Annotated in this window: 19 protein-coding genes; 7 read left to right on the top strand and 12 right to left on the bottom strand. The window is 68.3% G+C overall.

Translation table 11 applies throughout. From position 1 onward, the window contains the following. Nucleotides 1–171: 171 nt before the first annotated feature. Both ACFWFP_RS03150 and ACFWFP_RS03145 read right to left on the bottom strand, forming a co-directional pair. A complete protein-coding gene (locus tag ACFWFP_RS03150) occupies nucleotides 172–1,314 on the bottom strand; it encodes a lipase family protein (RefSeq protein ID WP_379292864.1) in 1,143 nt (380 codons plus the stop codon). A gap of 121 nt (nucleotides 1,315–1,435) precedes the next feature. Further along, entirely contained in the window at nucleotides 1,436–2,776 is a 1,341-nt protein-coding gene (locus tag ACFWFP_RS03145; protein ID WP_379292862.1) for an MATE family efflux transporter, read from the bottom strand. 348 nt (nucleotides 2,777–3,124) lie between these two features. Here ACFWFP_RS03145 and ACFWFP_RS03140 point away from each other — a divergent pair, with 348 nt between their 5' ends. Next, nucleotides 3,125–4,309, top strand: coding sequence for an MFS transporter (locus tag ACFWFP_RS03140; RefSeq protein WP_379292861.1), 1,185 nt, complete (start codon nucleotides 3,125–3,127; stop codon nucleotides 4,307–4,309). Here ACFWFP_RS03140 and ACFWFP_RS03135 read toward each other — a convergent pair. From ACFWFP_RS03135 to rimP, 7 genes are all read right to left on the bottom strand, one after another. Next, complete coding sequence (locus ACFWFP_RS03135; RefSeq protein WP_379292860.1) at nucleotides 4,293–5,291, bottom strand: bifunctional oligoribonuclease/PAP phosphatase NrnA; 999 nt, start codon at nucleotides 5,289–5,291, stop codon at nucleotides 4,293–4,295. The two genes, ACFWFP_RS03140 and ACFWFP_RS03135, sit on opposite strands and share 17 nt — an antisense overlap. Nucleotides 5,292–5,401: 110 nt before the next feature. Beyond that, entirely contained in the window at nucleotides 5,402–5,848 is a 447-nt protein-coding gene (rbfA, locus tag ACFWFP_RS03130) for a 30S ribosome-binding factor RbfA (protein ID WP_101466563.1), read from the bottom strand. Between the two features lie 12 nt (nucleotides 5,849–5,860). After that, a complete protein-coding gene (locus tag ACFWFP_RS03125) occupies nucleotides 5,861–6,154 on the bottom strand; it encodes a DUF503 domain-containing protein (protein WP_056811534.1) in 294 nt (97 codons plus the stop codon). A gap of 93 nt (nucleotides 6,155–6,247) precedes the next feature. Continuing rightward, a complete protein-coding gene (gene infB, locus ACFWFP_RS03120) occupies nucleotides 6,248–9,268 on the bottom strand; it encodes a translation initiation factor IF-2 (RefSeq protein WP_379292859.1) in 3,021 nt (1,006 codons plus the stop codon). A 108-nt stretch (nucleotides 9,269–9,376) separates the two neighbouring features. Beyond that, on the bottom strand, nucleotides 9,377–9,688 hold the full coding sequence (locus tag ACFWFP_RS03115; protein ID WP_101468594.1) for a YlxR family protein: 312 nt from the start codon (nucleotides 9,686–9,688) through the stop codon (nucleotides 9,377–9,379). Nucleotides 9,689–9,757: 69 nt separating this feature from the next. Further along, complete coding sequence (gene nusA, locus ACFWFP_RS03110; RefSeq protein WP_379292858.1) at nucleotides 9,758–10,786, bottom strand: transcription termination factor NusA; 1,029 nt, start codon at nucleotides 10,784–10,786, stop codon at nucleotides 9,758–9,760. Then, complete coding sequence (gene rimP, locus ACFWFP_RS03105) at nucleotides 10,783–11,424, bottom strand: ribosome maturation factor RimP (RefSeq protein WP_379292857.1); 642 nt, start codon at nucleotides 11,422–11,424, stop codon at nucleotides 10,783–10,785. The genes nusA and rimP overlap by 4 nt, the downstream gene beginning before the upstream one ends. Before the next feature lie 456 nt (nucleotides 11,425–11,880). Between rimP and ACFWFP_RS03100 the strand changes: the two genes are divergently transcribed. Together ACFWFP_RS03100 and ACFWFP_RS03095 are read left to right on the top strand one after the other, a co-directional pair. After that, entirely contained in the window at nucleotides 11,881–12,363 is a 483-nt protein-coding gene (locus ACFWFP_RS03100; protein WP_379293734.1) for a hypothetical protein, read from the top strand. Next, on the top strand, nucleotides 12,360–12,791 hold the full coding sequence (locus ACFWFP_RS03095) for a ferritin-like domain-containing protein (protein WP_379292855.1): 432 nt from the start codon (nucleotides 12,360–12,362) through the stop codon (nucleotides 12,789–12,791). Before ACFWFP_RS03100 ends, ACFWFP_RS03095 begins: the two co-directional genes overlap by 4 nt. Nucleotides 12,792–12,849: 58 nt before the next feature. On the opposite strand, the gene ACFWFP_RS03090 is transcribed toward ACFWFP_RS03095, so the two are convergent. The 3 genes from ACFWFP_RS03090 to ACFWFP_RS03080 all read right to left on the bottom strand — a co-directional run bounded on the left by ACFWFP_RS03090 (nucleotide 12,850) and on the right by ACFWFP_RS03080 (nucleotide 17,497). Next, nucleotides 12,850–14,601: an acyl-CoA dehydrogenase family protein gene (locus tag ACFWFP_RS03090; RefSeq protein WP_379292854.1), complete on the bottom strand. Its 1,752-nt coding sequence runs from the start codon at nucleotides 14,599–14,601 to the stop codon at nucleotides 12,850–12,852. 127 nt (nucleotides 14,602–14,728) lie between these two features. Continuing rightward, nucleotides 14,729–15,472: a hypothetical protein gene (locus ACFWFP_RS03085; protein WP_379292853.1), complete on the bottom strand. Its 744-nt coding sequence runs from the start codon at nucleotides 15,470–15,472 to the stop codon at nucleotides 14,729–14,731. A gap of 276 nt (nucleotides 15,473–15,748) precedes the next feature. Continuing rightward, nucleotides 15,749–17,497 carry a proline--tRNA ligase gene (locus tag ACFWFP_RS03080; RefSeq protein WP_379292852.1) on the bottom strand — a complete coding sequence of 583 codons (1,749 nt, stop codon included), beginning with the start codon at nucleotides 17,495–17,497 and terminating at the stop codon, nucleotides 15,749–15,751. Between the two features lie 276 nt (nucleotides 17,498–17,773). Here ACFWFP_RS03080 and ehuB point away from each other — a divergent pair, with 276 nt between their 5' ends. The 4 genes from ehuB to ehuA are packed head-to-tail and all read left to right on the top strand — an operon-like array spanning nucleotide 17,774 to nucleotide 20,771. Further along, nucleotides 17,774–18,643: an ectoine/hydroxyectoine ABC transporter substrate-binding protein EhuB gene (gene ehuB, locus ACFWFP_RS03075; protein ID WP_379292851.1), complete on the top strand. Its 870-nt coding sequence runs from the start codon at nucleotides 17,774–17,776 to the stop codon at nucleotides 18,641–18,643. A 7-nt stretch (nucleotides 18,644–18,650) separates the two neighbouring features. After that, a complete protein-coding gene (ehuC, locus tag ACFWFP_RS03070) occupies nucleotides 18,651–19,367 on the top strand; it encodes an ectoine/hydroxyectoine ABC transporter permease subunit EhuC (RefSeq protein WP_379292850.1) in 717 nt (238 codons plus the stop codon). Further along, complete coding sequence (gene ehuD, locus ACFWFP_RS03065) at nucleotides 19,364–20,011, top strand: ectoine/hydroxyectoine ABC transporter permease subunit EhuD (protein WP_379292849.1); 648 nt, start codon at nucleotides 19,364–19,366, stop codon at nucleotides 20,009–20,011. Before ehuC ends, ehuD begins: the two co-directional genes overlap by 4 nt. A 4-nt stretch (nucleotides 20,012–20,015) precedes the next feature. Continuing rightward, the gene (ehuA, locus tag ACFWFP_RS03060; RefSeq protein WP_379292847.1) at nucleotides 20,016–20,771 is read left to right on the top strand and encodes an ectoine/hydroxyectoine ABC transporter ATP-binding protein EhuA; all 756 of its coding nucleotides are present in this window, start codon (nucleotides 20,016–20,018) and stop codon (nucleotides 20,769–20,771) included. Nucleotides 20,772–20,885 lie beyond the last annotated feature (114 nt).

Here is a 20,885-nt window from a genome sequence, read left to right as displayed (position 1 = left end):
CGTCATTCACCTGCCGGACCAGCCCCGCCTCGCGGAGCTCGACCGCCACCCGGCCCTGCCGCACATGCAGGGGTTCTGGAATTCCCGCCTGGACTACCTGACCCGCGACCTGGACATTCGCTGGATCGACATGCTCAGTCCCTATCCCCGCTGAACCGGTCCGCGCCCTGGTCAGGCGGTGAGTATGCCGTCGACGAAAGCCAGCACTCGTTCCTGCGATTCGACACCGATCTGTTCGTGTCCGCCCGGGTACTGCGCGAACTCGACCTGGGTGCCCGCCGACCGCATCTGCGCGAGCAGCGCGAATGTCAGCGGCAGCGGGACCACGGTGTCGGCCGCGCCGTGCGCGATCAGCACCGGCTGGCGATAGCCGAGCGTGGGGACGACCATGTAGTCGCGCAGGGCCGCGCCGAGACCGTCGGCGGCCACGGGCTTCGCCAGCAGCGCGCCGATCGACGCGCCGCCGACGGCCCGGTCGAAATCGTCGACACAGCTGGTGGCGATCGCGTCGACCACCTCGCGCCCCCGAGCGCTGAGCAGACCGTTCACATCCAGGTCGGGCCGGGTGGCGCGCAGCCCGGCGAGCATGCCCGCGAACGGGCCGACGAGCCGGTCCACGATCGGGAGGTTCGGGACGCCGGTATCGAGCCAGGTCAGGATCTGCTCGTAATTGGATTCCGGCGCCAGCGCCACGGTGCCGCGGAAGTCCAGTTCGGGCGCGTAGTCGCCGGCGAGGTTGCCGGTCCCCAGCGCGGCGTGTCCGCCCTGCGAACCGCCGACCACGGCCCACGTCGGCGCCAGACTCGGCTCGGCGACCCGCGCGGCACGAACCAGGTCGATCGTGGCGGTGGCCTCGGTGCGAGTGTGCAGGTACGGGTGCACGGTGTCGGAGCCGGGCGACAGGCCGAGGTAATCCGGCGCGACCACCGCCCAGCCACGATCGAGGAACGCGCGCAGCAGGGGTCGTTCGTGCCGCGCCTTGTCGGTGGTGAGGCCGCACTGCGGCCCCAGCCCACTGGTCCCGTGATCCCACGCCACCACCGGGTAACCGCCTTCCGGGGCGGGCGAATCCGGGAGCAGCAACAGCCCCGACGCGTTCGTGATGCCGCGCGTCGCGCCCTCCGTGCGATATTCGACGATCGCCGCCCGCGACCATTCACCCCAGCCCGCGGGCTGCGCGAGATGGGAAACGAGCTGCCCCGGCGCGACGGGCACCGCCTGCGCCGCGGGCGCCACACCGACCGCACCGATCAGCACCAGCGCCGCGGCCACCACCACCCGGCCGCCCTGGGCAATCACATCGTGCACGGCCATGGCGCCTCCATCGTCGATCCTCGTGTCCGTCCTTCCGACGGTAGGCGATCGACCGCCGAGAAGCACCGCCGTATTCATCAACACCATGGAATGCGCTGCGTCACAGGGGTTTTCCGTAGAACTAGGCGGCACCCTGTGGGAGTTCGGCGCCCACCTTGGCCCAGCGGCCGGATCGTGCGCGGGCGATGACGGCCAGCAGCCGAGCCAGCATGAACACGACCAAGCCGGTCCAGATTCCCGCCACGCCCCAGTCGAAGATCAGCGACAGCCAGATCAACGGCAGGAAGCCGGTCAGAGCGGCGACAAGGGTCGCGGTGCGGAGGAACGCGGCGTCGCCCGCACCGAGCAGGACGCCGTCGAGGGCGAACACCGCGCCGGCCACCGGGATCATGGCGACGAAGAACCACCAGATGACGTGGGTGCGTTCGAGGACCTGGGGGTCGTCGGTGAACAGCAGCGGGATCGCGGTCACGCCCGCGGCGAAGACGGCGGCGAGGAGCAGGGCGAAGATCTCGGACCAGACCGTCACACGGCGCGCGATCACCTTGGCGCCGTGGGCATTACCGGCACCGAGGGCCGCGCCGACCAGGGCCTGTGCGGCGATGGCGAGCGAGTCCAAGGTCAGGGCGAGGAAATTCCAGAGTTGCAGGACCACCTGGTGGGCGGCCACGGACGCGGCGCCGAAACGGGCGGCCACCGCGGCGGCGGAGACGAAGCAGATCTGGAACGACAGACTGCGGATGATGAGGTCGCGCCCGAGAACGAGTTGAGCGCGCATCACCACGACGCGCGGTCGAAGCGAAACACGTTCACGCAACAGAGCATAGGCGAACAGGACGCCGGAGACCGATTGGCCGACGAGATTCGCCACCGCCGAACCGGCCAGTTCCATGCGCGGCGCGCCGAGCAGTCCGTACACCAGAACCGGACACAGCACCGCCGACAACGCCAGGCCCGCCACCACGTAGGTCAGTGGTCGTCGCACATCCTGCACGCCGCGCATCCACCCGTTGCCCGCCATCGACAGCAGGATCAACGGCACGCCGAACAGCGCGATCCGCACCCAGATCAATGCCTCGTCGGCGATCTCCCCACCGCCGGAGAGCACCGAACACAGTGGCACCGCGAACAACTGGATCACCGCGACGATCACCAGGCCGATCGCCACACCCACCCAGCTGGCCTGCACGCCCTCCTCGACAGCACCTGTCCGATCCCCCGCACCGTGTCTGCGGGCCGCACGCGCGGTCGTCCCATAGGACAGGAACGTCAGCTGGGTGCTCACCGACCCGAGGATCACCGCGCCGACGGCCAGCCCGGCCAGTGCCAGCGCCCCCAGCCTGCCGACCACCGCGATGTCGAAGAGCAGATACAGCGGCTCGGCGACCAACACACCCAGGGTGGGCACGGCGATTCCGAGAATTCGCCGCGGCCCGACCTGATCGACCTCATCGCCGGTCATGGCTTCGCCCCTCGGTTCAGCGGACCCCACACCGACCTCCCACGGTCACCACGAACTCATCGGACGCGCCGCCGACCTGCCGATGGTGGCACACGCCACCGACACATCGCCCATCACGTGCATCGGCGATCTCACCGTTCGCCGGGCATGATCATGGTCGCGGTGGTCGTGCACCGACGCCCCCACCCACACCGCCGATCGCGGACGCACTTACCCATCGGCACGAAATCGCGGTACGAAGTGTGGACGACAGGCAGGATGAGTGACGACACTGGTCGTCTGCCCAGCTCGGGTGGGACGATGACACACCGCGGACGCCTGGTTCGCCCGGACAACTCAGGATCGACCATGGTGCTTGTGCAGCGATGGCGGGTGATCACGGCGTTCGCCCTGGTCGGCGCGGCCACCCAGCTGGTGTGGCTCACCTACGCGCCGGTCACGACCGTGGCGGCGGAGCACTTCGGTGTGTCCGAATCCGCGATCGGGTGGCTGGCGAACATGTTCCCGCTGCTCTACGTCGTGCTCGCGGTGCCCGCTGGGATCGCACTCGATCGGTGGTTCCGCCCCAGCCTGATCGCCGGCGCGGTACTCACCGCGATCGGTGCCGCGCTACGCCTGCTCGACGGCGGGTTCGCGATCGTGCTCATCGGTCAGACCGTCGTCGCCATCGCGCAACCGCTGGTGCTCAACGCGATCACCGGCATCGCCGGGCACTATCTCGACGAGAAGGACCGGCCGACCGGTATCGCGGTGGGCACGGCGAGCACCTTCGCCGGGATGGCCGCCGCGTTCGTGCTCGGCGCGGCGCTGCCTGCGCACAGCCAGCTCACCACCCTGACCGCGATCGGCACGATCTTCGCCGCCCTGGCCGCGGTCGCACTGACGGTCGAACTGATGCGCGCGGGCACCGGACCCGCCGCGAGCACCTCGACCTCGCTCGCCGCGCTCCGAGCGACTCTCGGCGACCGGTATGTGCGCCGACTCTGCGTCGCCGTGTTCTTCCCCTTCGGCACGTTCGTCGCGCTGGCGACCTATGGCCAGGCACTGCTGGAACCGTCCGGCGTGAGCGCCGACGTGGCCAGTGTCGTGTTGCTGGTGAACGTCCTCGCCGGTGTCGTCGGTTGCGCGGTGATTCCGGTCGCGGTCCTGCGGCGCGGTATCGAACTCCCGGCCGTGATGGTCAGTCTCACCGCCAGCGCCGCCGCCTGTCTGCTCGTCGCCCTCGCCCCCGGGCTGGCCACCGGTTTCCTGGCCTTCGTCCTCATCGGCCTGACTCTGCTCCCCGCCCTCCCGATCGTCCTGGCCATGGCCGAACGTCACACCGGCGCCGCCGAAGGCACCGCCGCGGGCCTCATCTGGATGACCGGCAATCTCGGCGGCCTCGTCGTAGCAGGCCTGACCGGCCTGCTCGTAGACCGGCCCGCCCTGGCCTTCACCCTCTGCGCCACCACCACGATCCTCGGCGTCCCCCTCGCCCTGCGTCTACGCCGCGAGAAGACAAGCGCGGTAACCCAGGTCAGCCCAGCGCGGTGATCAGGGCGCGGACGACATCCTCGGCGTTGCCGTAGGTGGTGTAGCCGGCGGCGAAGCGGTGGCCGCCGCCGCCGAAAACGCCGGCGACCGCGGCGACGTCGATGCCGTCGGTGCGGCCGGGGGCGGAGTCGCGCGAGCGCAGGGAGACCGTCCAGCGGTCGTTGGGGCCGCGGGCTTCCTTGAAGACGGCGGCGATGCCCGCCTCGGCGGTGGTGCGGATGACGTCGATCACGCTCTCGACCTCTTCGGGGCCCACGTCGTAGGTGTCGGCGGCGCGCACCAGCGCGTAGACCAGGCCGACACCGGCGGCGGCGGGCACGACCACGGCGGTCGACAGCACCTTCGACAGCATCGGCAACCAGGCATAGGGGTGGGTATCGAGCAGGACCCGGGTGATCTCGGTGCCGTCGATGCCGGTGGCGAGCAGGCGCTCGGCCATGGCGTGGCTGCCGGGCCGGGCCCAGCGGAACGAACCGGTGTCGGTGACCAGGCCCGCGAACAGGCAGTGCGCGATGGGGGCGTCGATCTCCACGCCCCAGGCGTCGAGGAGCCGGGTCACCAGTTCGGTGGTCGAGGCCGCGGTCTCGTCGATCAGGTCGACGGTGCCGAAGCCGTCGTTGGCCCGATGATGATCGATCACCAATGTCATTGTCGCACCGGGTAATCGATCGGCGAGAGCACCGAGACGGCTGCGGGCGCCGCAATCGACGACGATCAACAGGTCCACCTCGTCCGGCACCTGCGCGGGCGGCACGACCATCTGCACACCGGGCAGCGTGCGCAACGAAGCCGGCAGCTCGGCGGGCTCGGCGAAGGACACACACACCGGTACCTCGCGCCGGTGCAGCGCCAGCGCCAGCGCCAGCCCGCTCCCGACGGTGTCGGCATCGGGCTGTACGTGGCACAGGATCGTCACCGAGCGCGCCGCCGCCAATGCGGCGACAGCCGCGCCCAGTTCGGTCCCGTCGCGGACGCTGGTCATCCGGCGTCCACGACGGGCACCGGCCGTCGGCCCGGCAGGGCTGTGCCCACCGGGCGGGATGACGTACCCTGCGTGGTCACTCGAGCTGGGCGCTGACCGGACATGCCTGCCTACTCGTCTTCGTCGTCGCGATCGGCCTTGTACGGGTCGGCCTCGCCCGCGTGCTTGGCGTTGGCGGCGACCTTGGCCACCTCGTCGTCGATGGCGCGAGCTCTCGCGAGCAACTCTTCCATCTCGCGGGCCACCTCGGGCACCTTATCGAGAGTGAAAGACAGGATCGGGGTGAACTTCACTCCGGTACCCGCGCCCACCTTGGACCGCAACACACCCTTGGCCGCGTCGAGCCCGGCGGCGGCTTCGGCGTAGTCGGGTTCGGCGTCGATGGTCTCGCCCATCACCGTGTAATAGACGTTCGCCTCGCGCAGATCCCCGGTCACCTTGGCATCGGTGACGGTGACGAACCGCAGCCGCGGATCCTTGATCTCGTATTCGATCGCGGTGGCCACGATCGCGGAAATCCGCTTGGCGAGCCGGCGTGCCCTGGCTTGATCAACCATGGCTGAACCTCCCTAGTCTTCGGGTCCGAAGATCCGGCGGCGTACTGCCAGCAACTCTATCTCCGGACGCGCGGCAACGTGCCGCTCACACTTGTCGAGCACCTCGTTCAGGTGTCCCGTTTCCGCACTGACCATGGCCACACCGAGCAGTGCCCGGCGGTGCAGGTCCTGATCTCCGGCTTCGGCGGCATTCACGCCGAAGCGCTTCTGGAGCTCGGCGAGGATCGGCCGGATCACCGACCGCTTCTCCTTGAGCGAATGCACGTCACCGAGCAGTAGATCGAATTCGAGCGCACCGATGAACAGCGGTGCTCACCTCCTGGTAGATGGGGTTCACGCAAGAACCCACGCCGCACCCGAAGAATCGGATGCGGCGTGGATCGAGCGGTAGTGCGTTGATCAGTCGCGCGGCTTTTCACGAAGCTCGTAAGCCTCGATGATGTCGCCGTCCTTGATGTCGCTGTAGGTGACGGTCATACCGCACTCGAAACCTTCGCGAACCTCAGGAGCGTCGTCCTTCTCCCGCTTGAGCGAGGAGATGGTCATCGTCTCCGCGATCACGCGACCGTCCCGGATCAGGCGCGCCTTGGCGTTGCGCTTGACCGAGCCCGAGGTGACCATGCAACCGGCGATGTTGCCGATCTTCGACGAACGGAAGATCGCGCGGATCTCCGCCCGGCCCAGCTCGACCTCTTCGTAGATCGGCTTGAGCATGCCCTTGAGGGCCTTCTCGATCTCGTCGATCGCCTGGTAGATGACCGAGTAGTACCGGATGTCGACGCCTTCGCGGTTGGCCAGCTCAGTGGCCTTGCCCTCCGCGCGGACGTTGAAGCCGATGATGATCGCGTTGGAGGCCGACGCCAGGTTGACGTTGGTCTCGGTGACGCCACCGACACCGCGGTCGATGACGCGCAGACGCACCTCGTCGTCGATCTCGATCCCGAGCAGGGCCTCTTCGAGGGCCTCGACGGTACCGGAGTTGTCGCCCTTGAGGATCAGGTTGAGCTCCGAAGTCTCCTTCAGTGCGGCATCCAGATCTTCCAGGCTGATCCGCTTGCGGCTGCGAGCGGCCAGCGCGTTGCGCTTGCGGGCATTGCGGCGATCGGCGATCTGACGGGCGATGCGGTCTTCCTCGACCACGATCAGGTTGTCACCGGCGCCGGGCACCGAGGTGAAACCGATGACCTGGACCGGGCGCGACGGGGTCGCCGCGTGGACGTCCTCGCCGTGCTCGTCGACCATGCGACGGACGCGACCGTAGGCGTCGCCCGCCACGATCGAGTCGCCGACGTGCAGCGTGCCGCGCTGGATGAGCACGGTGGCCACGGGGCCACGGCCGCGGTCGAGGTGCGCCTCGATGGCGACACCCTGGGCGTCCATGTCCGGGTTGGCCCGCAGGTCGAGCGAGGCATCCGCGGTCAGCAGCACGGCTTCGAGCAGCTGATCGATGTTGGTGCCCTGCTTGGCCGAGATGTTGACGAACATGGTGTCGCCGCCGTACTCCTCGGTGACCAGGCCGTACTCGGTGAGCTGCTGCTTGATCTTGTCCGGGTTCGCACCCTCTTTGTCGATCTTGTTGATCGCGACGACGATCGGCACATCGGCGGCTTGGGCGTGGTTGATCGCCTCCACCGTCTGCGGCATGACGCCGTCGTCGGCCGCGACCACGAGGATCGCGATATCGGTGGCCTTCGCACCACGAGCACGCATGGCGGTGAACGCCTCGTGACCCGGGGTGTCGATGAAGGTGATCAGACGCTCTTCCTCGTTGAGGTTGGTGAGCACCTGGTAGGCACCGATGTGCTGGGTGATGCCACCGGCCTCGCCCTCGGCGACGTTGGCCTTACGGATCGTGTCGAGCAGTCGGGTCTTACCGTGGTCGACGTGACCCATGACGGTCACGACCGGCGGACGGTGCTCGAGGTCGTCCTCGCCGCCGGCGTCCTCGCCGTAGGTGAGGTCGAACGACTGCAGCAGTTCGCGATCTTCGTCCTCGGGGCTGACCACGTGGACGACGTAGTTCATCTCGCCGCCGAGCAGCTCGAGGGTCTCGTCGTTCACCGACTGGGTCGCGGTGACCATCTCGCCGAGGTTGAACAGGGCCTGCACGAGAGCTGCGGGGTTCGCGTCGATCTTCTCGGCGAAGTCCGACAGCGAGGCGCCACGGGCGAGACGGATGATCTCGCCGTTGCCACGGGGCAGACGCACGCCGCCGACGGCGGGAGCCTGCATGTTCTCGTACTCGGCGCGCTTCGCCCGCTTCGACTTGCGGCCACGACGGACCGCGCCGCCGGGACGACCGAACGCACCGGCTGCGCCACCACGGCCACCGGGACCACCGGGACGACCGCCACCGCCACCGGGACGACCACGGAAACCACCGGCCGCGGGAGCACCGGCACCGGGAGCGCCGGGGGCACCGCCACCGCCACCGCGGTAGCCGCCACCGCCGCCGCCACCACCGGGACGGCCTGCGCCGCCACCGCCGGGAGCGCCACCGGGACGACCCGGGCGGCCACCGGCCGCGGGGCCGGGACGTGCGGAGCGCGCGGGCATGGCACCGGGGTTCGGACGCGGAGGCATCGAACCCGGGTTGGGACGGGGACCACCGGGACGCGGGGCGCCGCCCTGCGCGGCGGCCGGGCGCTGCCCCTGCCCCTGACCACCCTGACCGGGACGGGGACCGCCCTGACCGGGAGCCGGACGCGGGCCACCCTGACCGGGAGCCGGACGGGGACCGCCCTGACCCGGAGTCGGACGCGGGCCACCCTGCGGGGCGGGACGCGGTGCCGGACGCTCACGATCGGGCGCCGAGCTGAACGGGTTGTTGCCGACGCGCGGAGCCTTGGGCCCCGGCTTCGGGCCGGGACCGGCCGGACGCGGACCGGGGGCGGCAGCGCCCGGAGTCGCCTGACCCGGACGGGTCTGACCCGCAGCGGGAGGCTGTGCCGGACGCGGCGCGGCGGGAGCCGGACGCGGGCCGGGCGCGGGGGCGGGCTTGGTGGCCGGAGCCGACTGCGCGGCGGCCGGAGCGGGACTCGCGGGTGCCGGGGTAGCGGGCTTGGCCTCGACCGGAGCGGCCGGTTCGGGCTTCGGCGCGACCGGCGCGGCAGCGGCTGCCGGGACGGGAGCGGCCGGAGCCGGACGCGGACCGGGGCGAGGGCCACCACCGGGGGTGGGCTTGGCAGCCGGACGGGCTGCTGCTGCCGACGACGGGCCGGGACGGGCCGCCGACTTGGCATCGGCCGCCGGAGCGGACTTCGACGCCAGAGATTCGCGCAGACGACGTGCGACGGGTGCTTCCACCGTCGAGGACGCCGACTTCACGAACTCGCCTTGCTCCTTGAGCTTCGCGAGTAGTTCCTTGCTTGTGACACCGAGCTCTTTAGCCAACTCGTGCACGCGGGCCTTGCCTGCCACTGCTCTCCTCACTGAGAGGCCGAGCAGTGACGCCGCCTAGGTAAGGCGGGCCCGCACGACCTCGGGTTATCTCCGACGGACGTTCATCGTTGGTGCTTCACGGTGTGCTCATGAGTGCTCGTGCCTGTTCTCGAGGTACTGCTCCAGGGCTGAGATATCCAGATTTCCGGACACTCGTAGGGCTCTGCCGAATGCTCGGCGCCGCTCTGCGGAACGCAAACAAACTGAAACGGGGTGCAGCCATGCACCCCGTCCGGGCTGTCTGCGCCGCGGATCGGGAACAATCGCGACATCGGTGTTCCGATGCTGCGCCACGATCCGCAACAGGTCGGCAGACGGCTCACGCTGACGGCATCCGATACAGGTGCGAACGGATTGCGCGGGCCGGTCCTGTACCCACTCTACCGGTGACCCGGTCATAACGACGAACCCCTCCCCTCCGGAAGTTACGAACATGTCATCCGCCGGTCGGGATTCGACGTGTTCGGATCAGCTACGGTGCGCTTCCGGCCGACTGGAGTCGTCCGGTTGCGGAGCCGCGTCGCTGCGGATATCGATGCGCCAGCCCGTCAGACGGGCAGCCAGGCGGGCATTCTGGCCCTCCTTGCCGATGGCGAGGGAGAGCTGGAAGTCGGGCACGATCACGCGTGCCGCCCTGGCGTCGGGATCGACGACGGTGACCGAAACCACTTTCGACGGCGAGAGCGCATTGCCGACGAATGTCGCCGGATCCTCGGCGTAGTCGATGATATCGATCTTCTCGCCCGCCAGCTCGCTCATCACATTGCGCACGCGCTGACCCATCGGGCCGATGCACGCGCCCTTGGCGTTCACACCCGGCACGGTGGACTGCACGGCGATCTTGGAGCGGTGTCCCGACTCGCGCGCGACCGCGACGATCTCGACGGAGCCGTCGGCGATCTCGGGCACCTCGAGCGAGAACAGCCGCCGCACCAGGTTCGGGTGGGTGCGCGAGAGCTGGATCTGCGGGCCACGCGGGCCACGCGAGACGCCGTAGACGTAGCACTTGATCCGGTCGCCGTGCTCGTAGGTCTCCCCCGGCACCTGCTCGGCGGGCGGGATCAGCCCCTCGGCGCCGTTGGCCTCGCTGCCGATGCGCACCACCACGATGCCGCGGGCGTTGGCCCTGGCGTCGCGCTGGACCACACCGCCGACTATCTCGCCCTCGTGGGTGGCGAAGTCGCCGAAGGATTTCTCGTTCTCGGCGTCACGCAGCCGCTGCAGCACCACCTGGCGGGCGGTGGTCGCGGCGATGCGGCCGAAACCCTCCGGGGTGTCGTCCCATTCGGAGACGAGGTTGCCGTCGGCGTCGAGTTCGCGGGCCATCACCCGCACCACACCGGTCTTCTGGTTGATGTCGATGCGCGCGTTGGCCTCGTGGCCGTCGGTGTGCCGGTAGGCGGTGAGCAGTGCCGACTCGATCGCCGAGATCACGGTCTCGATCGAGATACCTTTGTCGGCGACGATCGCCCGCAAGGCTTCGATTTCAATATTCATTCCGCAACCCCTTCGGTGGGAGTGTCACTGTGTTGTCCTGGTGCGGCGAGGTCGGCGGGTTCTTCGCCCGGTACCGGGCGGCCCGGGGCGATGCCGCCCGCGAGCTCGAGTTCGGCGGCGCCCGGTGCGTTGAACTCGACCTGGACGACAGCCTCGGCGATATCGGCGACCGGCACGTGCACGCGATGCGGCTTCACCTTGCCGCCGATGACGAGCGCGATGGTGGAGGTGCCGGTGGCGTCGTCGGCGAGCAGGCCGACGCGTGCGTCGAAACGAGCCTTGCCCTCGATCCGCTCGGCGCCGTCGGCCAGTTTCACGCGGACCTTGCGGCCCTGTGCGCGCCGCCAATGCCGTTCGGTGGTGAGCGGGCGCTCCACGCCGGGTGTCGTCACTTCGAGCAGATAGGCGGATTCGCCGAAATCGCCTGCGGCATCGAGAAGTTCGGACATCTCACGGCTGAGCGCGGCGATGGTGTCCAGGTCGGCGGGGCCGTCGCTGTCGACGGTGACCTGCACGCGAACCGGAGCCAGCTCGCCATTGCCCGCGGCGGCGATCGCGACGCCCTCGAGGTCGAATCCCCGGCGTGCGACGAGCTCAGCGACTAGCTGGCTCACCCTTTCCTCGGTGGGCATCGGCATATGGGCGGCTCCTGGTTCAGTTGTGACGCGATCGGAAATATCTACGCCGAAGGTCTAGCGTAACGCGCTCAGAGAGTGTAAAGGACCAGGCCCTGAGCACCGCGCACCGGTCCGACTCGGCGTGCCAGAGCCGTGTCACCACGCGCGCGAACTACCCGCGCGAGATCTGGCACGATGGTGCACGTGCCCCACCGCCATTCCGTCCCGCCGAGAGCCGGGCGACCTTCCGGCATGCGTTCCGACCGGCACGAACCCTCTCGGTTACGGGTCGAGCCTGCCACCGCGCACCTCGCCGGGCCGACGCCGGTTCCCGCCGGCGCGACCGCGTCGCAGCCGCCCGCCGTAGTGCCACATCCCACACCCGGGCAGCAGCTTTCGCTATCCGCGACCGCGCGGGCCGACACCGGGCCGACTTGGCGCCGCCGCACCCTGCTCCGACTCGCCGGCGCGAGCGCGATCGGCCTTCCCGTGGTGGCCACACTGGCCGCCTGCACCGAAGACGATACCGTGCACGCGCCGGATCCCCTTGCCGCGCAAGAAGTTCTGGCCCGTGCCGACGCCGCGGCCGCGACCGCGGCGATCGCGCTGGCACCTCAGGCGAATGCCGCGTTGAGCACGATCGCCGCCGAGCGCACCGCCCACGCCGACGCGCTTCGCACCGAAATCGACCGGGTGATCGGCGTGTACGGCGACGGCACCACGCCCGTCCATCGCACGGGCGTCTTGACCGTGCCCGGCCCCGGTGGATCGCCGGTCCCGGCCTCGGAGGTCGAGACCGCGTCCGCGCAGCCGGCCACCGTCGCGCAGGTGCGTGATCAGCTGGTCCGTTCCCAACAGTCCGCCGCAGCCCTGGCCCGTACCGAATCCGGTTATCGCGCAGGTCTTCTCGCGTCGATCAGCGCGGCCTGCGCCACCCAGGCAGGAGTCCTGCTGACATGACCGAACAGCGAACGGCGTTGCAGAGCGCGCTCGACGCCGAGTACGCCGCCGTCTACGCCTACGGCCTGATCGCCGCGTACGCCAATGCCGACCGGTCCCGCCTGGTCGCCGAGTTCAGCGCCGCGCACCGAGCCCGTCGGGACAGCACCGTCGAACTCCTGGAAGCGGAGGGCACCGCACCGGACGCGCCCCGTGCCGCCTACACCCCGCCCGCCCCCGTCGATGATCCGATTCCCGCGGCCCATCTCGCGGTGAGCGTCGAATCCGATTGCGCGGCAGCGTGGTACACGGTCGTGGAGAACGCGAACGACGAGGCGGTGCGCGCCATCGCGACGGAAGCGCTCACCGAAGCCGCCGTTCGCCGCGCCCGCTGGCAGACGATTCTGGGATCGGTCCCGGTCACCGTCGCGTTCCCGGGGCGGGCGTAGGACACCGAGTCGGCGGTTGCGGGCAGATCAGCGACCTGCCCGCAACCGTAGGCCCCGACTACGGGCGCATCGCGTACGCGCCGTCGTAGGCCGCTACCTGCTGCCACACCCGGCCGAAACGCTCGGCGTCGGCAACCGGGCTGCGCAGGGCCCCGATCGCCCACGCGCGCTGGGCGTCGGTGACCGACGGCTTGCCGAGCAGCGCCGAGGCCTGGGTGTTGAAGTCGCGGATCTGGAAGTCGAAGATCTGGTCGAGCACATCACGGTCGAGCCCGGTGAGCTCGGCCTGCTCGAGGATCAGCTGGCCGTAGACCACCGTGGAGAACAGGTGGCCGATGGTCAGCATGAAGTCCAGGTCCTTCTGCTGGGCCGCGTCGGGAGCCGCGGTGAGCAGCAGGCTGCGCAGCGCTCGAGCCTGCTCGTAGAACCGGCCGACGTTCGGGACCTCGGATGCCTGCTCGTAGGCGGGGGTCCAGTCGGCGAACTGCACCTTGCCCGCTCCGCGGGCCGGACCCTGCTGCCAGAAGAACGGCTGGTCGCCGGCTTCGAGGTTGGTGCCGATCGCCGGGTATTCCTTCGGGTTGAGCAGGTAGTTCGGCATGAACTTCAGGATCTGGCCCACGTTCACGTGCACGGTGCCCTCGAGGCGCGGCAGGTGGTTGATGTAGCGCGAGGCCTGCGCGAAGTAGGTGGCCTTCTCGAAACCCTTGGCCGCCAGCACATCCAGCAGCAGGGTCATCGCGACCTCGGCCTCCGAGGTGACCTTGGATTTGGTCATCGGGTTGAACAGCAGGTAGCGGCGGTCCTCGAGCGAGGCACTGCGGAAGTAGTCGACGGCGCGGTCGCTGAACAGTTTCATCGCGATCAACCGCGAATAGGCGTCGACGAAATTGCCGCGCACATGGGCGAAGTCGGTGACCGGGTTGCCGTAGAGGATGCGGTTGTTGGCGTGGGTGATGGCCTCGAAGAACGAGTGCTCGACCATGCCGATGCCGCCGTGGCAGAGGTTGAACTTGCCGACATTGACGGTGTTGAGCGCGGCCGAGAAGGCTTCGGGCCCTTCGTGGAGCAGGTCGGCGGCGGTCACCGGGTAGTTCTCCAGCCGGAAGTGGCTGACATACATCTGACCGTGGATAACGCTCTCGATCAGGTGGTAGTCGCCGTGGCGGCTGTCGGCGGCGAACCAGATGTAGCCGTCGGGACCCTCCACGTCGGCGCGCCGGGAGAACACCGACACCATCGAGGCGACGTTGCCGTTGCCGATGTAGTACTTCTCGCCGCTCGCCCGGAACAGGATGCCCGCCTCGGCGTCGGCGCTGCCCGGCTCGCTCGGGGTGAGGATCAGGTCGGTGTTGTAGATGTCGGCGCCGTGGTCGCGTTCGGACAGCGCGAACGCCATCACCTGACCGTCGTCGAGGTCGGCGGCGGCCTTGCGCTTGGCGATCTCGTTGCCGCTCTGCCAGATCGGGCCGAGGCCCAGGATGGTGACCTGCTCGGCGTACCAGTACGCCAGCCCGTAGAACCCGAAGATCTCCGCCAGTGCCGCGTTGCGTGCCGCGTCCCAGCGCTTGTTCGGGTCGCCGTCGGCGTAGGCGGCCGGGGTCAGGAAGGTCGCGAACAGCTTTTCCTTGCCGACGAACTCGAGGAACTCCGATGTCCACACCGCGTCGCGATCCTCGACCAGCAGCTGCGCCTTGCCCTTGGACTCGAACCACTCGATGGTGGCCTTCAGCAGCCGCCGCGTCTCGGCATCGAAATGCTGGGGGTCGTAGGTGGCCGGGTTGAACAGCAGGCTGGGCGAACTCGTCATGCCCGTTAACTTATCAGCGCCGCCCACCCGCCACGCCGACCCTCGACCCCACTACCAGCACTTTCGCCTACGTAGCCGTAAGTTCGAACGCTCCCTCGTCCTGTTCGACGGCGCCCGGCGCTGGGCATCACAGTGCCGCCGGGGTCGGGTGTTCGCCGGCGTATTCGGCGCGCCGGAAGCGATCCAGCCCGAGTTCGGTCCCGAGCTCGGCTCGCCTCCCCGGGTTGCGCACGTAGAACAGGAACAGGTGATACACCCGGGTCGGGTCGGTCTCGAGGTCGGTGTGAACGATGTCGATGGTTCGGTAGCCGGTATCGGCATCGCCGGTGACGAGGCTGATCACGTTGGTTCCGCTACCGAATCGGAACCCTTCCCGGCGGCTGCGGGCGCCGACCGCCGAGACGTCCTGCCAGGCAACTCTGGTCGGGCCGTTGCCGTAGTCGATGCAGATGTGCTGCGGGGTGAGTTCGATGCCGATGTCGCCGAGGGTCTTGCGAGGGCGGTACGTGCCGAAGCCGAGGAGCAGGGCAACCAAGGCAGGCAAGGACATGAGGAACAACAGCGCCGCTCCCGTCGACCAGTCGTCGTTCAACGATGCGACGAACTGCCACAGCCCAGCCCCGAGCACTGCCACTCCGAACGCTATGGCCACCAGACTTCCGGTCGAGGACGGCCGCGGCACCGGCAGCACGAGTGCCGGGCCACCGTCGGTGACCCGAATCTCGGCGGCCACCGGAGCGGCTCGCGGGATCTCCGACCATCCCCAGCCGGTGAAAACAGCAGTCAGCGGACCGAGCAGCACGAGCCCGAAGAGCCCGGGCCCCACCGATCCCGGCTCCGTCACCATCGCCGAGACCAGTCCCAGCGTCACCGGCCACAAAACCAGCGCACACGCGAACGGCAACACCACATACCGATACGCGCCGAACGCCTTCCGCTTCCACTCCCCCGGCAACGGCAACTCAGACGTACTCCGATACCTACCCACAATGCCCCCATGACGATCCACGCCTACGCCGTCGCAGATCTGATTCCGGCCTCTGTCGCACCTTGCGCCGCTGCGATGATTTACCAGGCCTCGGCCGCCTGAAACAACCAAATCGCGCTGCCCCGCAGGAAGTGGGACAGCGCGATCGGGGAGACGAGGTCAGCCGCGGATCTTGGCGGTGACCGCGCTGACGGCGTCTTCGGCGGGGATCTCCTCGGCTTCGCCGGTGAAGCGGTTGCGCAGTTCGACCTTGCCTTCGGCCCAGCCGCGGCCGATGACCAGGATCCAGGGCATGCCGAGGAGTTCGGCGTCCTTGAACTTCACGCCGGGGGAGGCGGTGCGGTCGTCGAAGAGGACCTCGAGGCCTTCGGCGTCCAGGCCCGCGACGACGTGTTCGGCACCGTCGCGGGCGGCGGCGTCCTTGTTCGCGATGACCACGTGCACGTCGAAGGGGGCGACTTCGGCGGGCCAGCGCAGGCCCTTCTCGTCGTGCTGCTGTTCGGCGATCACCGCGACCATGCGGGAGACGCCGATGCCGTAGGAGCCCATGGTGAGGCGGACCGGCTTGCCGTTCTCGCCGAGCACGTCGACGTCGAAGGCGTCGGTGTACTTGCGGCCGAGCTGGAAGATGTGGCCGATCTCGATGCCGCGGGCGGACACCAGCGGGCCCGCGCCGTCGGGCGAGGGATCGCCGTCGCGGACCTCGGCGGCCTCGATGGTGCCGTCGGGGGTGAAGTCGCGCCCGGCGACCAGGCCGACAACGTGCTTGCCCGCCACGTCGGCGCCGGTGATCCAGGCGGTGCCGTCGACGACGCGGGGGTCGACGAGGTAGCGAACACCGTTGGCGGCCAGACCCTTCGGCCCGATGTAGCCCTTCACCAGGAACGGATTGGCGGCGAAATCGGCCTCGGTGAGCAGTTCCACCTCGGCGGGTTCGACCGCGGCGCCCAGCCGCTTGTCGTCGACCTCGCGGTCACCGGGGACGCCGATGCCGAGGATCTCGGTCTTGCCGTCGGGGTGGCGCAGCTTCACCATCACGTTCTTCAACGTGTCGGCGGCGGTCACCGTGCGCCCGAGAACGTCGGCGGAGTTGGCCCAGTCGACCAGCGTCGCGATGGTGGGGGTGTTCGGGGTGTCGTACTCGACCGCGTCGGCCTGACCCTCGATGGGCAGCGCTGGGGGCGCGGGGGTGACCACGGCTTCCACGTTCGCCGCGTAGCCGGACTCGACGCAGCGCACGTAGGTGTCCTCACCGACCGGGCTGGCGGCGAGGAACTCCTCGGACGCGCTGCCGCCCATGGCGCCGGAGGTCGCGGCCACGATCACGTACTCGACGCCGAGCCGTTCGAAGATGGCCTCGTAGGCCTTGCGGTGGGTGGCGTAGCTGTTGGTCAGACCGTCGTCGTCGATGTCGAAGGAGTAGGAGTCCTTCATCACGAACTCGCGGCCTCGCAGGATGCCCGCGCGGGGGCGTTCCTCGTCGCGGTACTTGGTCTGGATCTGGTAGAGCGTGACCGGCAGATCCTTGTAGGAGTTGTACTCACCCTTCACGGTGAGCGCGAACAGCTCCTCGTGGGTGGGTCCGAGCAGGTAGTCGCCGCCCTTGCGGTCCTTGAGCCGGAACAGGCCGGGCCCGTACTCGGTCCACCGGTTGGTGGTCTCGTAGGGCTCGCGCGGCAGCAGGGCGGGCAGCGAGATCTCCTGGGCGCCGGTGGCGTCCATCTCCTGGCGCACCACGTCCTCGATCTTGCGCAGCGTGCGCAGACCGAGCGGCAGCCACGAGTACACGCCGGGGGCGACCCGACGGACGTAGCCGGCGCGAACGAGCAGTTTGTGGCTGGGCACCTCGGCGTCGGCGGGATCGTCTCGCAGGGTGCGCAGGAACAGGCGGGAGAGGCGGGTGATCACGGATGCACAGGGTAGTCCCTGGTCCGGGCGGGGCGACAGCCGATTGCCACCTGAGCGCTATCGAGCCCGCGAAAACCGGTTCCGGCAAAACAGCGCATATCGGGTTACCCAGTACAAATATATTTCAATCATCAGATAACAACCTGATAACGTAACCGCATTTGGCAATTCTTGGGTGACTAGATTTTCCCCATAAGTCAATTACCCACTTACAACAGAAAATTGGCGGCGGCGACGCTGCCCTTGCGAGAGGTCACAATGGCTGAGACGAAATCTATGTCGAAGCGCTGTACAGCGGTGTTCGCCGGTGCCGCGATGGTGGCCGCGGCCCTCGCCGGATGCACCAAGACCGAGACCACCGAGAGCGGTCAGCTCCTGCAGTCACTGAAGGACAAGGGCACGATCACCGTGGGTTTCGCCGGTGAAGCACCCTATTCGTTCGAAGAGGGCGGCCAGCTCACCGGCGCCACGGTGGCCCTGCACAAGGAGATCTTCGCCAACCTCGGCATCGAGACCGTCGACGGCGTGCAGACCGAGTTCGGCGCACTGATCCCCGGCCTGCAGGCCAACCGATTCGACGCGGTCAGCGCCGGCATGTCGATCCTGCCGAAACGCTGTGAACAGGCCTCTTTCAGCGAACCGGAATTCATGTACACCACCGCGCTGATGGTGAAACCCGGTAATCCGATGAATCTGACGGATATGCAGTCGATCAAGGCCAGTGGCGCGAAGATGGCCGCGATGACCGGCGCCATCGAATCCGATTACGCCAGCTCGCTCGGCATCGACGCCACCCAGGTCGGCACCCCGCAGGACGGCATGGACGCCGTCACCTCCGGGCGCGCCGACGTGTTCGCGCTCACCGCGATCTCGCTGAACTGGCTGAAGAGCCACACCCCCAACGCCGCAGTCGACGTGACACCGTCGTTCGTGGCCGTCATCGACGGCAAGCCGCAGGTCGGCGCCGGTGGCACCGTGTTCCGCACCACCGACCCCGACCTGCTCGCCGCCTACAACGCCGAGCTGGCCAAGATCACCGGCGACAAGGACAAGTACCTGTCGATCGTCGGGAAGTTCGGGTTCACCGAGCGCGAACTGCCGGATCCGAAGTACACGACGGCCAAGCTGTGCAAGGGCGAAATCTGATTCACGCATGAGCAATCTCGACGCGTTGCGCGATGCCCTTCCCTCGTTGTGGAAGGGCATCGTGGTCACGCTGGAGCTGACCATCGGCGGCGCGCTCCTCGCGTTCGTCCTCGCCCTCGCCCTCGGCACCACCGCGCGCGTGCGCAATCTCGCGGCACGCGGCAGCGCCAGGGTCATGATCGAATTCTTCCGCGGCACCTCACTGCTGGTGCAGATCTTCTGGCTGTTCTATGTACTGCCGTTGCTCGGCTACAAACTCGATCCACTGTTCTGCGGCATTTTGGCGCTCGGCCTCAACTACGGTGCCTACGGTGCCGAGGTGGTGCGCGGCGCGCTCAACGCGGTACCGCGCGCGCAGTTCGAGGCGGCAGTCGCGCTCAATTTCAGCCCGTGGCAGCGGATGCGCAGGGTGCTGTTCCCGCAAGCATGGGCGCTGATGCTGCCCTCGTTGACCAATCTGCTCGTCCACCTGCTCAAAGGCACGGCCGTGGCGTCCTACATCACCCTGCACGACCTGACCTACGAGATCGGTGACCTGCGCAAGACCACCAGCGACACGCTGTTCTCCTTCGGTGTCGGCCTGGTCATCTACTTCGTCCTCGGCTATCTGCTCACCCTGGGCATGAACCTGCTCGAAACCCGCGCCAAGACCAAGCTGGGTCGCGGGGCGTCGCTCAAGGAGGTCCTCAGCCTGGCGCCCGACGATACGAAGGTGGCGCCATGAGGGCGGAATGGAGTTGGGAGCGCGCTCGCGAGGCGCTGCCGGTGTTGTGGGACGGCTTCCAGATCACACTGCTGGCCACGGTGCTGGGCTTCGCGCTGGCCGCGGTGCTCGGGCTGGTGATCGCGATCGTCCGCCGCACGATGCCGCGCCCGATCGCCGCGCCGGTGCACGCGGTGAGCGAGTTCGTCCGGCTCACCCCGCTGGTCGTGCAACTGCTGTTCGCCTACACACTGTTCACGCAGTTCTCGGCGTTGCAGATCGGCATCGTGGTGCTGGGCATCCACTATTCGAGTTATCTGGCCGAGGTGTATCGGGCCGGGATCGAGGCGGTGCCGAAGGGACAGTGGGAGGCGGCGCGTGCGCTGTCGTTGCCGCCCACCCGTACCTGGGGTGCGGTGGTGCTGCCGCAGGCGATCCGGGCGAGCCTGCCCGCGCTCGGCACCAACGCCGTCTCGATGTTCAAGGACACACCGTTCCTGTTCGCCATCTCGGTCGTCGAATTGGTGACCGCCGCACAGCAATTCGGGGCACGCAACTTCGCGTACCTGGAGTCGATCACAATGGCCGGGGTGTTCTTCCTCGTCGCCAGCTACCCGACGTCTGTGCTGATCAGAAGACTGGAGAAGCGACTTGCCTACTACTGACGAGATGATCCGATTCGATCAGGTGGTCAAGCGCTTCGGCGACCTCACCGTGCTCGATCACCTCGATTTCAGCGTGCGACGCGGGGAGAAGGTCACGCTGATCGGGCCGTCGGGGTCGGGCAAGACCACCATCTTGCGGCTGCTGATGACCCTGGAGACGATCAGCGACGGCGTGATCTGGGTCGACGGTGAACCGCTCACCCATACCGAGCGCGGCGGAAAGCTGGTACCCGCCAAGGAGAAACATCTGCGGGCGGTACGGACCAAGATCGGCATGGTGTTCCAGCAGTTCAACCTGTTTCCGAACATGACGGTGCTGGAGAACATCACCGAGGCGCCGATTCACGTGCTCGGCAAGTCGAAAGACGAAGCGCGCGAGCGTGCTCGGCATCTGCTGGAGGTGGTCGGGCTGGCCGACAAGGCCGACGCGCACCCCTCGCAGTTGTCGGGAGGTCAGCAGCAGCGGGTGGCGATCGCGCGGTGTTGCGCGATGGACCCCAAGGTCATGCTGCTCGATGAGGTGACCTCGGCCTTGGACCCGGAACTGGTCGGCGACGTCCTCGACGTCCTGCGCACCATCGCCGAAACCACCGATATCACCATGCTGATCGTCACCCATGAGATGCGCTTCGCCCGCGAGGTGTCGGACCGGGTGCTGATGTTCGACTCCGGTCGCATCGTCGAGCAGGGCCCGCCGGAGCAGATCTTCGAAGCTCCGGCCAACGAGCGCACTCGGAAGTTCTTGGAGGCGGTGCGCTGAACTCGGCGGCGGCTGAACACAACTCGGGGCGGGCTCCGGTGCCGCTGTGCGCGCACGGGCGAAGTCGCTGACAGCGACAGCCGGTCTACGTCGGGGCGGGGCGAGGTGGCAGTT

The organism is Nocardia sp. NPDC060249 (genome assembly GCF_042728755.1).
GTDB lineage: Bacteria > Actinomycetota > Actinomycetes > Mycobacteriales > Mycobacteriaceae > Nocardia.
This window is presented reverse-complemented; position numbering and strand designations above follow the sequence as displayed.

Excerpts from the sequence above, each read along its gene's own strand:
- ACFWFP_RS03150 (WP_379292864.1), bottom strand. The coding sequence starts at position 1,314 with ATGGCCGTGCACGATGTGATTGCCCAGGGCGGCCGGGTGGTGGTGGCC.
- ACFWFP_RS03145 (WP_379292862.1), bottom strand. The coding sequence starts at position 2,776 with ATGACCGGCGATGAGGTCGATCAGGTCGGGCCGCGGCGAATTCTCGGA.
- ACFWFP_RS03140 (WP_379292861.1), top strand. The coding sequence starts at position 3,125 with ATGGTGCTTGTGCAGCGATGGCGGGTGATCACGGCGTTCGCCCTGGTC.
- ACFWFP_RS03135 (WP_379292860.1), bottom strand. The coding sequence starts at position 5,291 with ATGACCAGCGTCCGCGACGGGACCGAACTGGGCGCGGCTGTCGCCGCA.
- rbfA (WP_101466563.1), bottom strand. The coding sequence starts at position 5,848 with ATGGTTGATCAAGCCAGGGCACGCCGGCTCGCCAAGCGGATTTCCGCG.
- ACFWFP_RS03115 (WP_101468594.1), bottom strand. The coding sequence starts at position 9,688 with ATGACCGGGTCACCGGTAGAGTGGGTACAGGACCGGCCCGCGCAATCC.
- nusA (WP_379292858.1), bottom strand. The coding sequence starts at position 10,786 with ATGAATATTGAAATCGAAGCCTTGCGGGCGATCGTCGCCGACAAAGGT.
- rimP (WP_379292857.1), bottom strand. The coding sequence starts at position 11,424 with ATGCCGATGCCCACCGAGGAAAGGGTGAGCCAGCTAGTCGCTGAGCTC.
- ACFWFP_RS03095 (WP_379292855.1), top strand. The coding sequence starts at position 12,360 with ATGACCGAACAGCGAACGGCGTTGCAGAGCGCGCTCGACGCCGAGTAC.
- ACFWFP_RS03090 (WP_379292854.1), bottom strand. The coding sequence starts at position 14,601 with ATGACGAGTTCGCCCAGCCTGCTGTTCAACCCGGCCACCTACGACCCC.
- ehuB (WP_379292851.1), top strand. The coding sequence starts at position 17,774 with ATGTCGAAGCGCTGTACAGCGGTGTTCGCCGGTGCCGCGATGGTGGCC.
- ehuC (WP_379292850.1), top strand. The coding sequence starts at position 18,651 with ATGAGCAATCTCGACGCGTTGCGCGATGCCCTTCCCTCGTTGTGGAAG.
- ehuD (WP_379292849.1), top strand. The coding sequence starts at position 19,364 with ATGAGGGCGGAATGGAGTTGGGAGCGCGCTCGCGAGGCGCTGCCGGTG.
- ehuA (WP_379292847.1), top strand. The coding sequence starts at position 20,016 with ATGATCCGATTCGATCAGGTGGTCAAGCGCTTCGGCGACCTCACCGTG.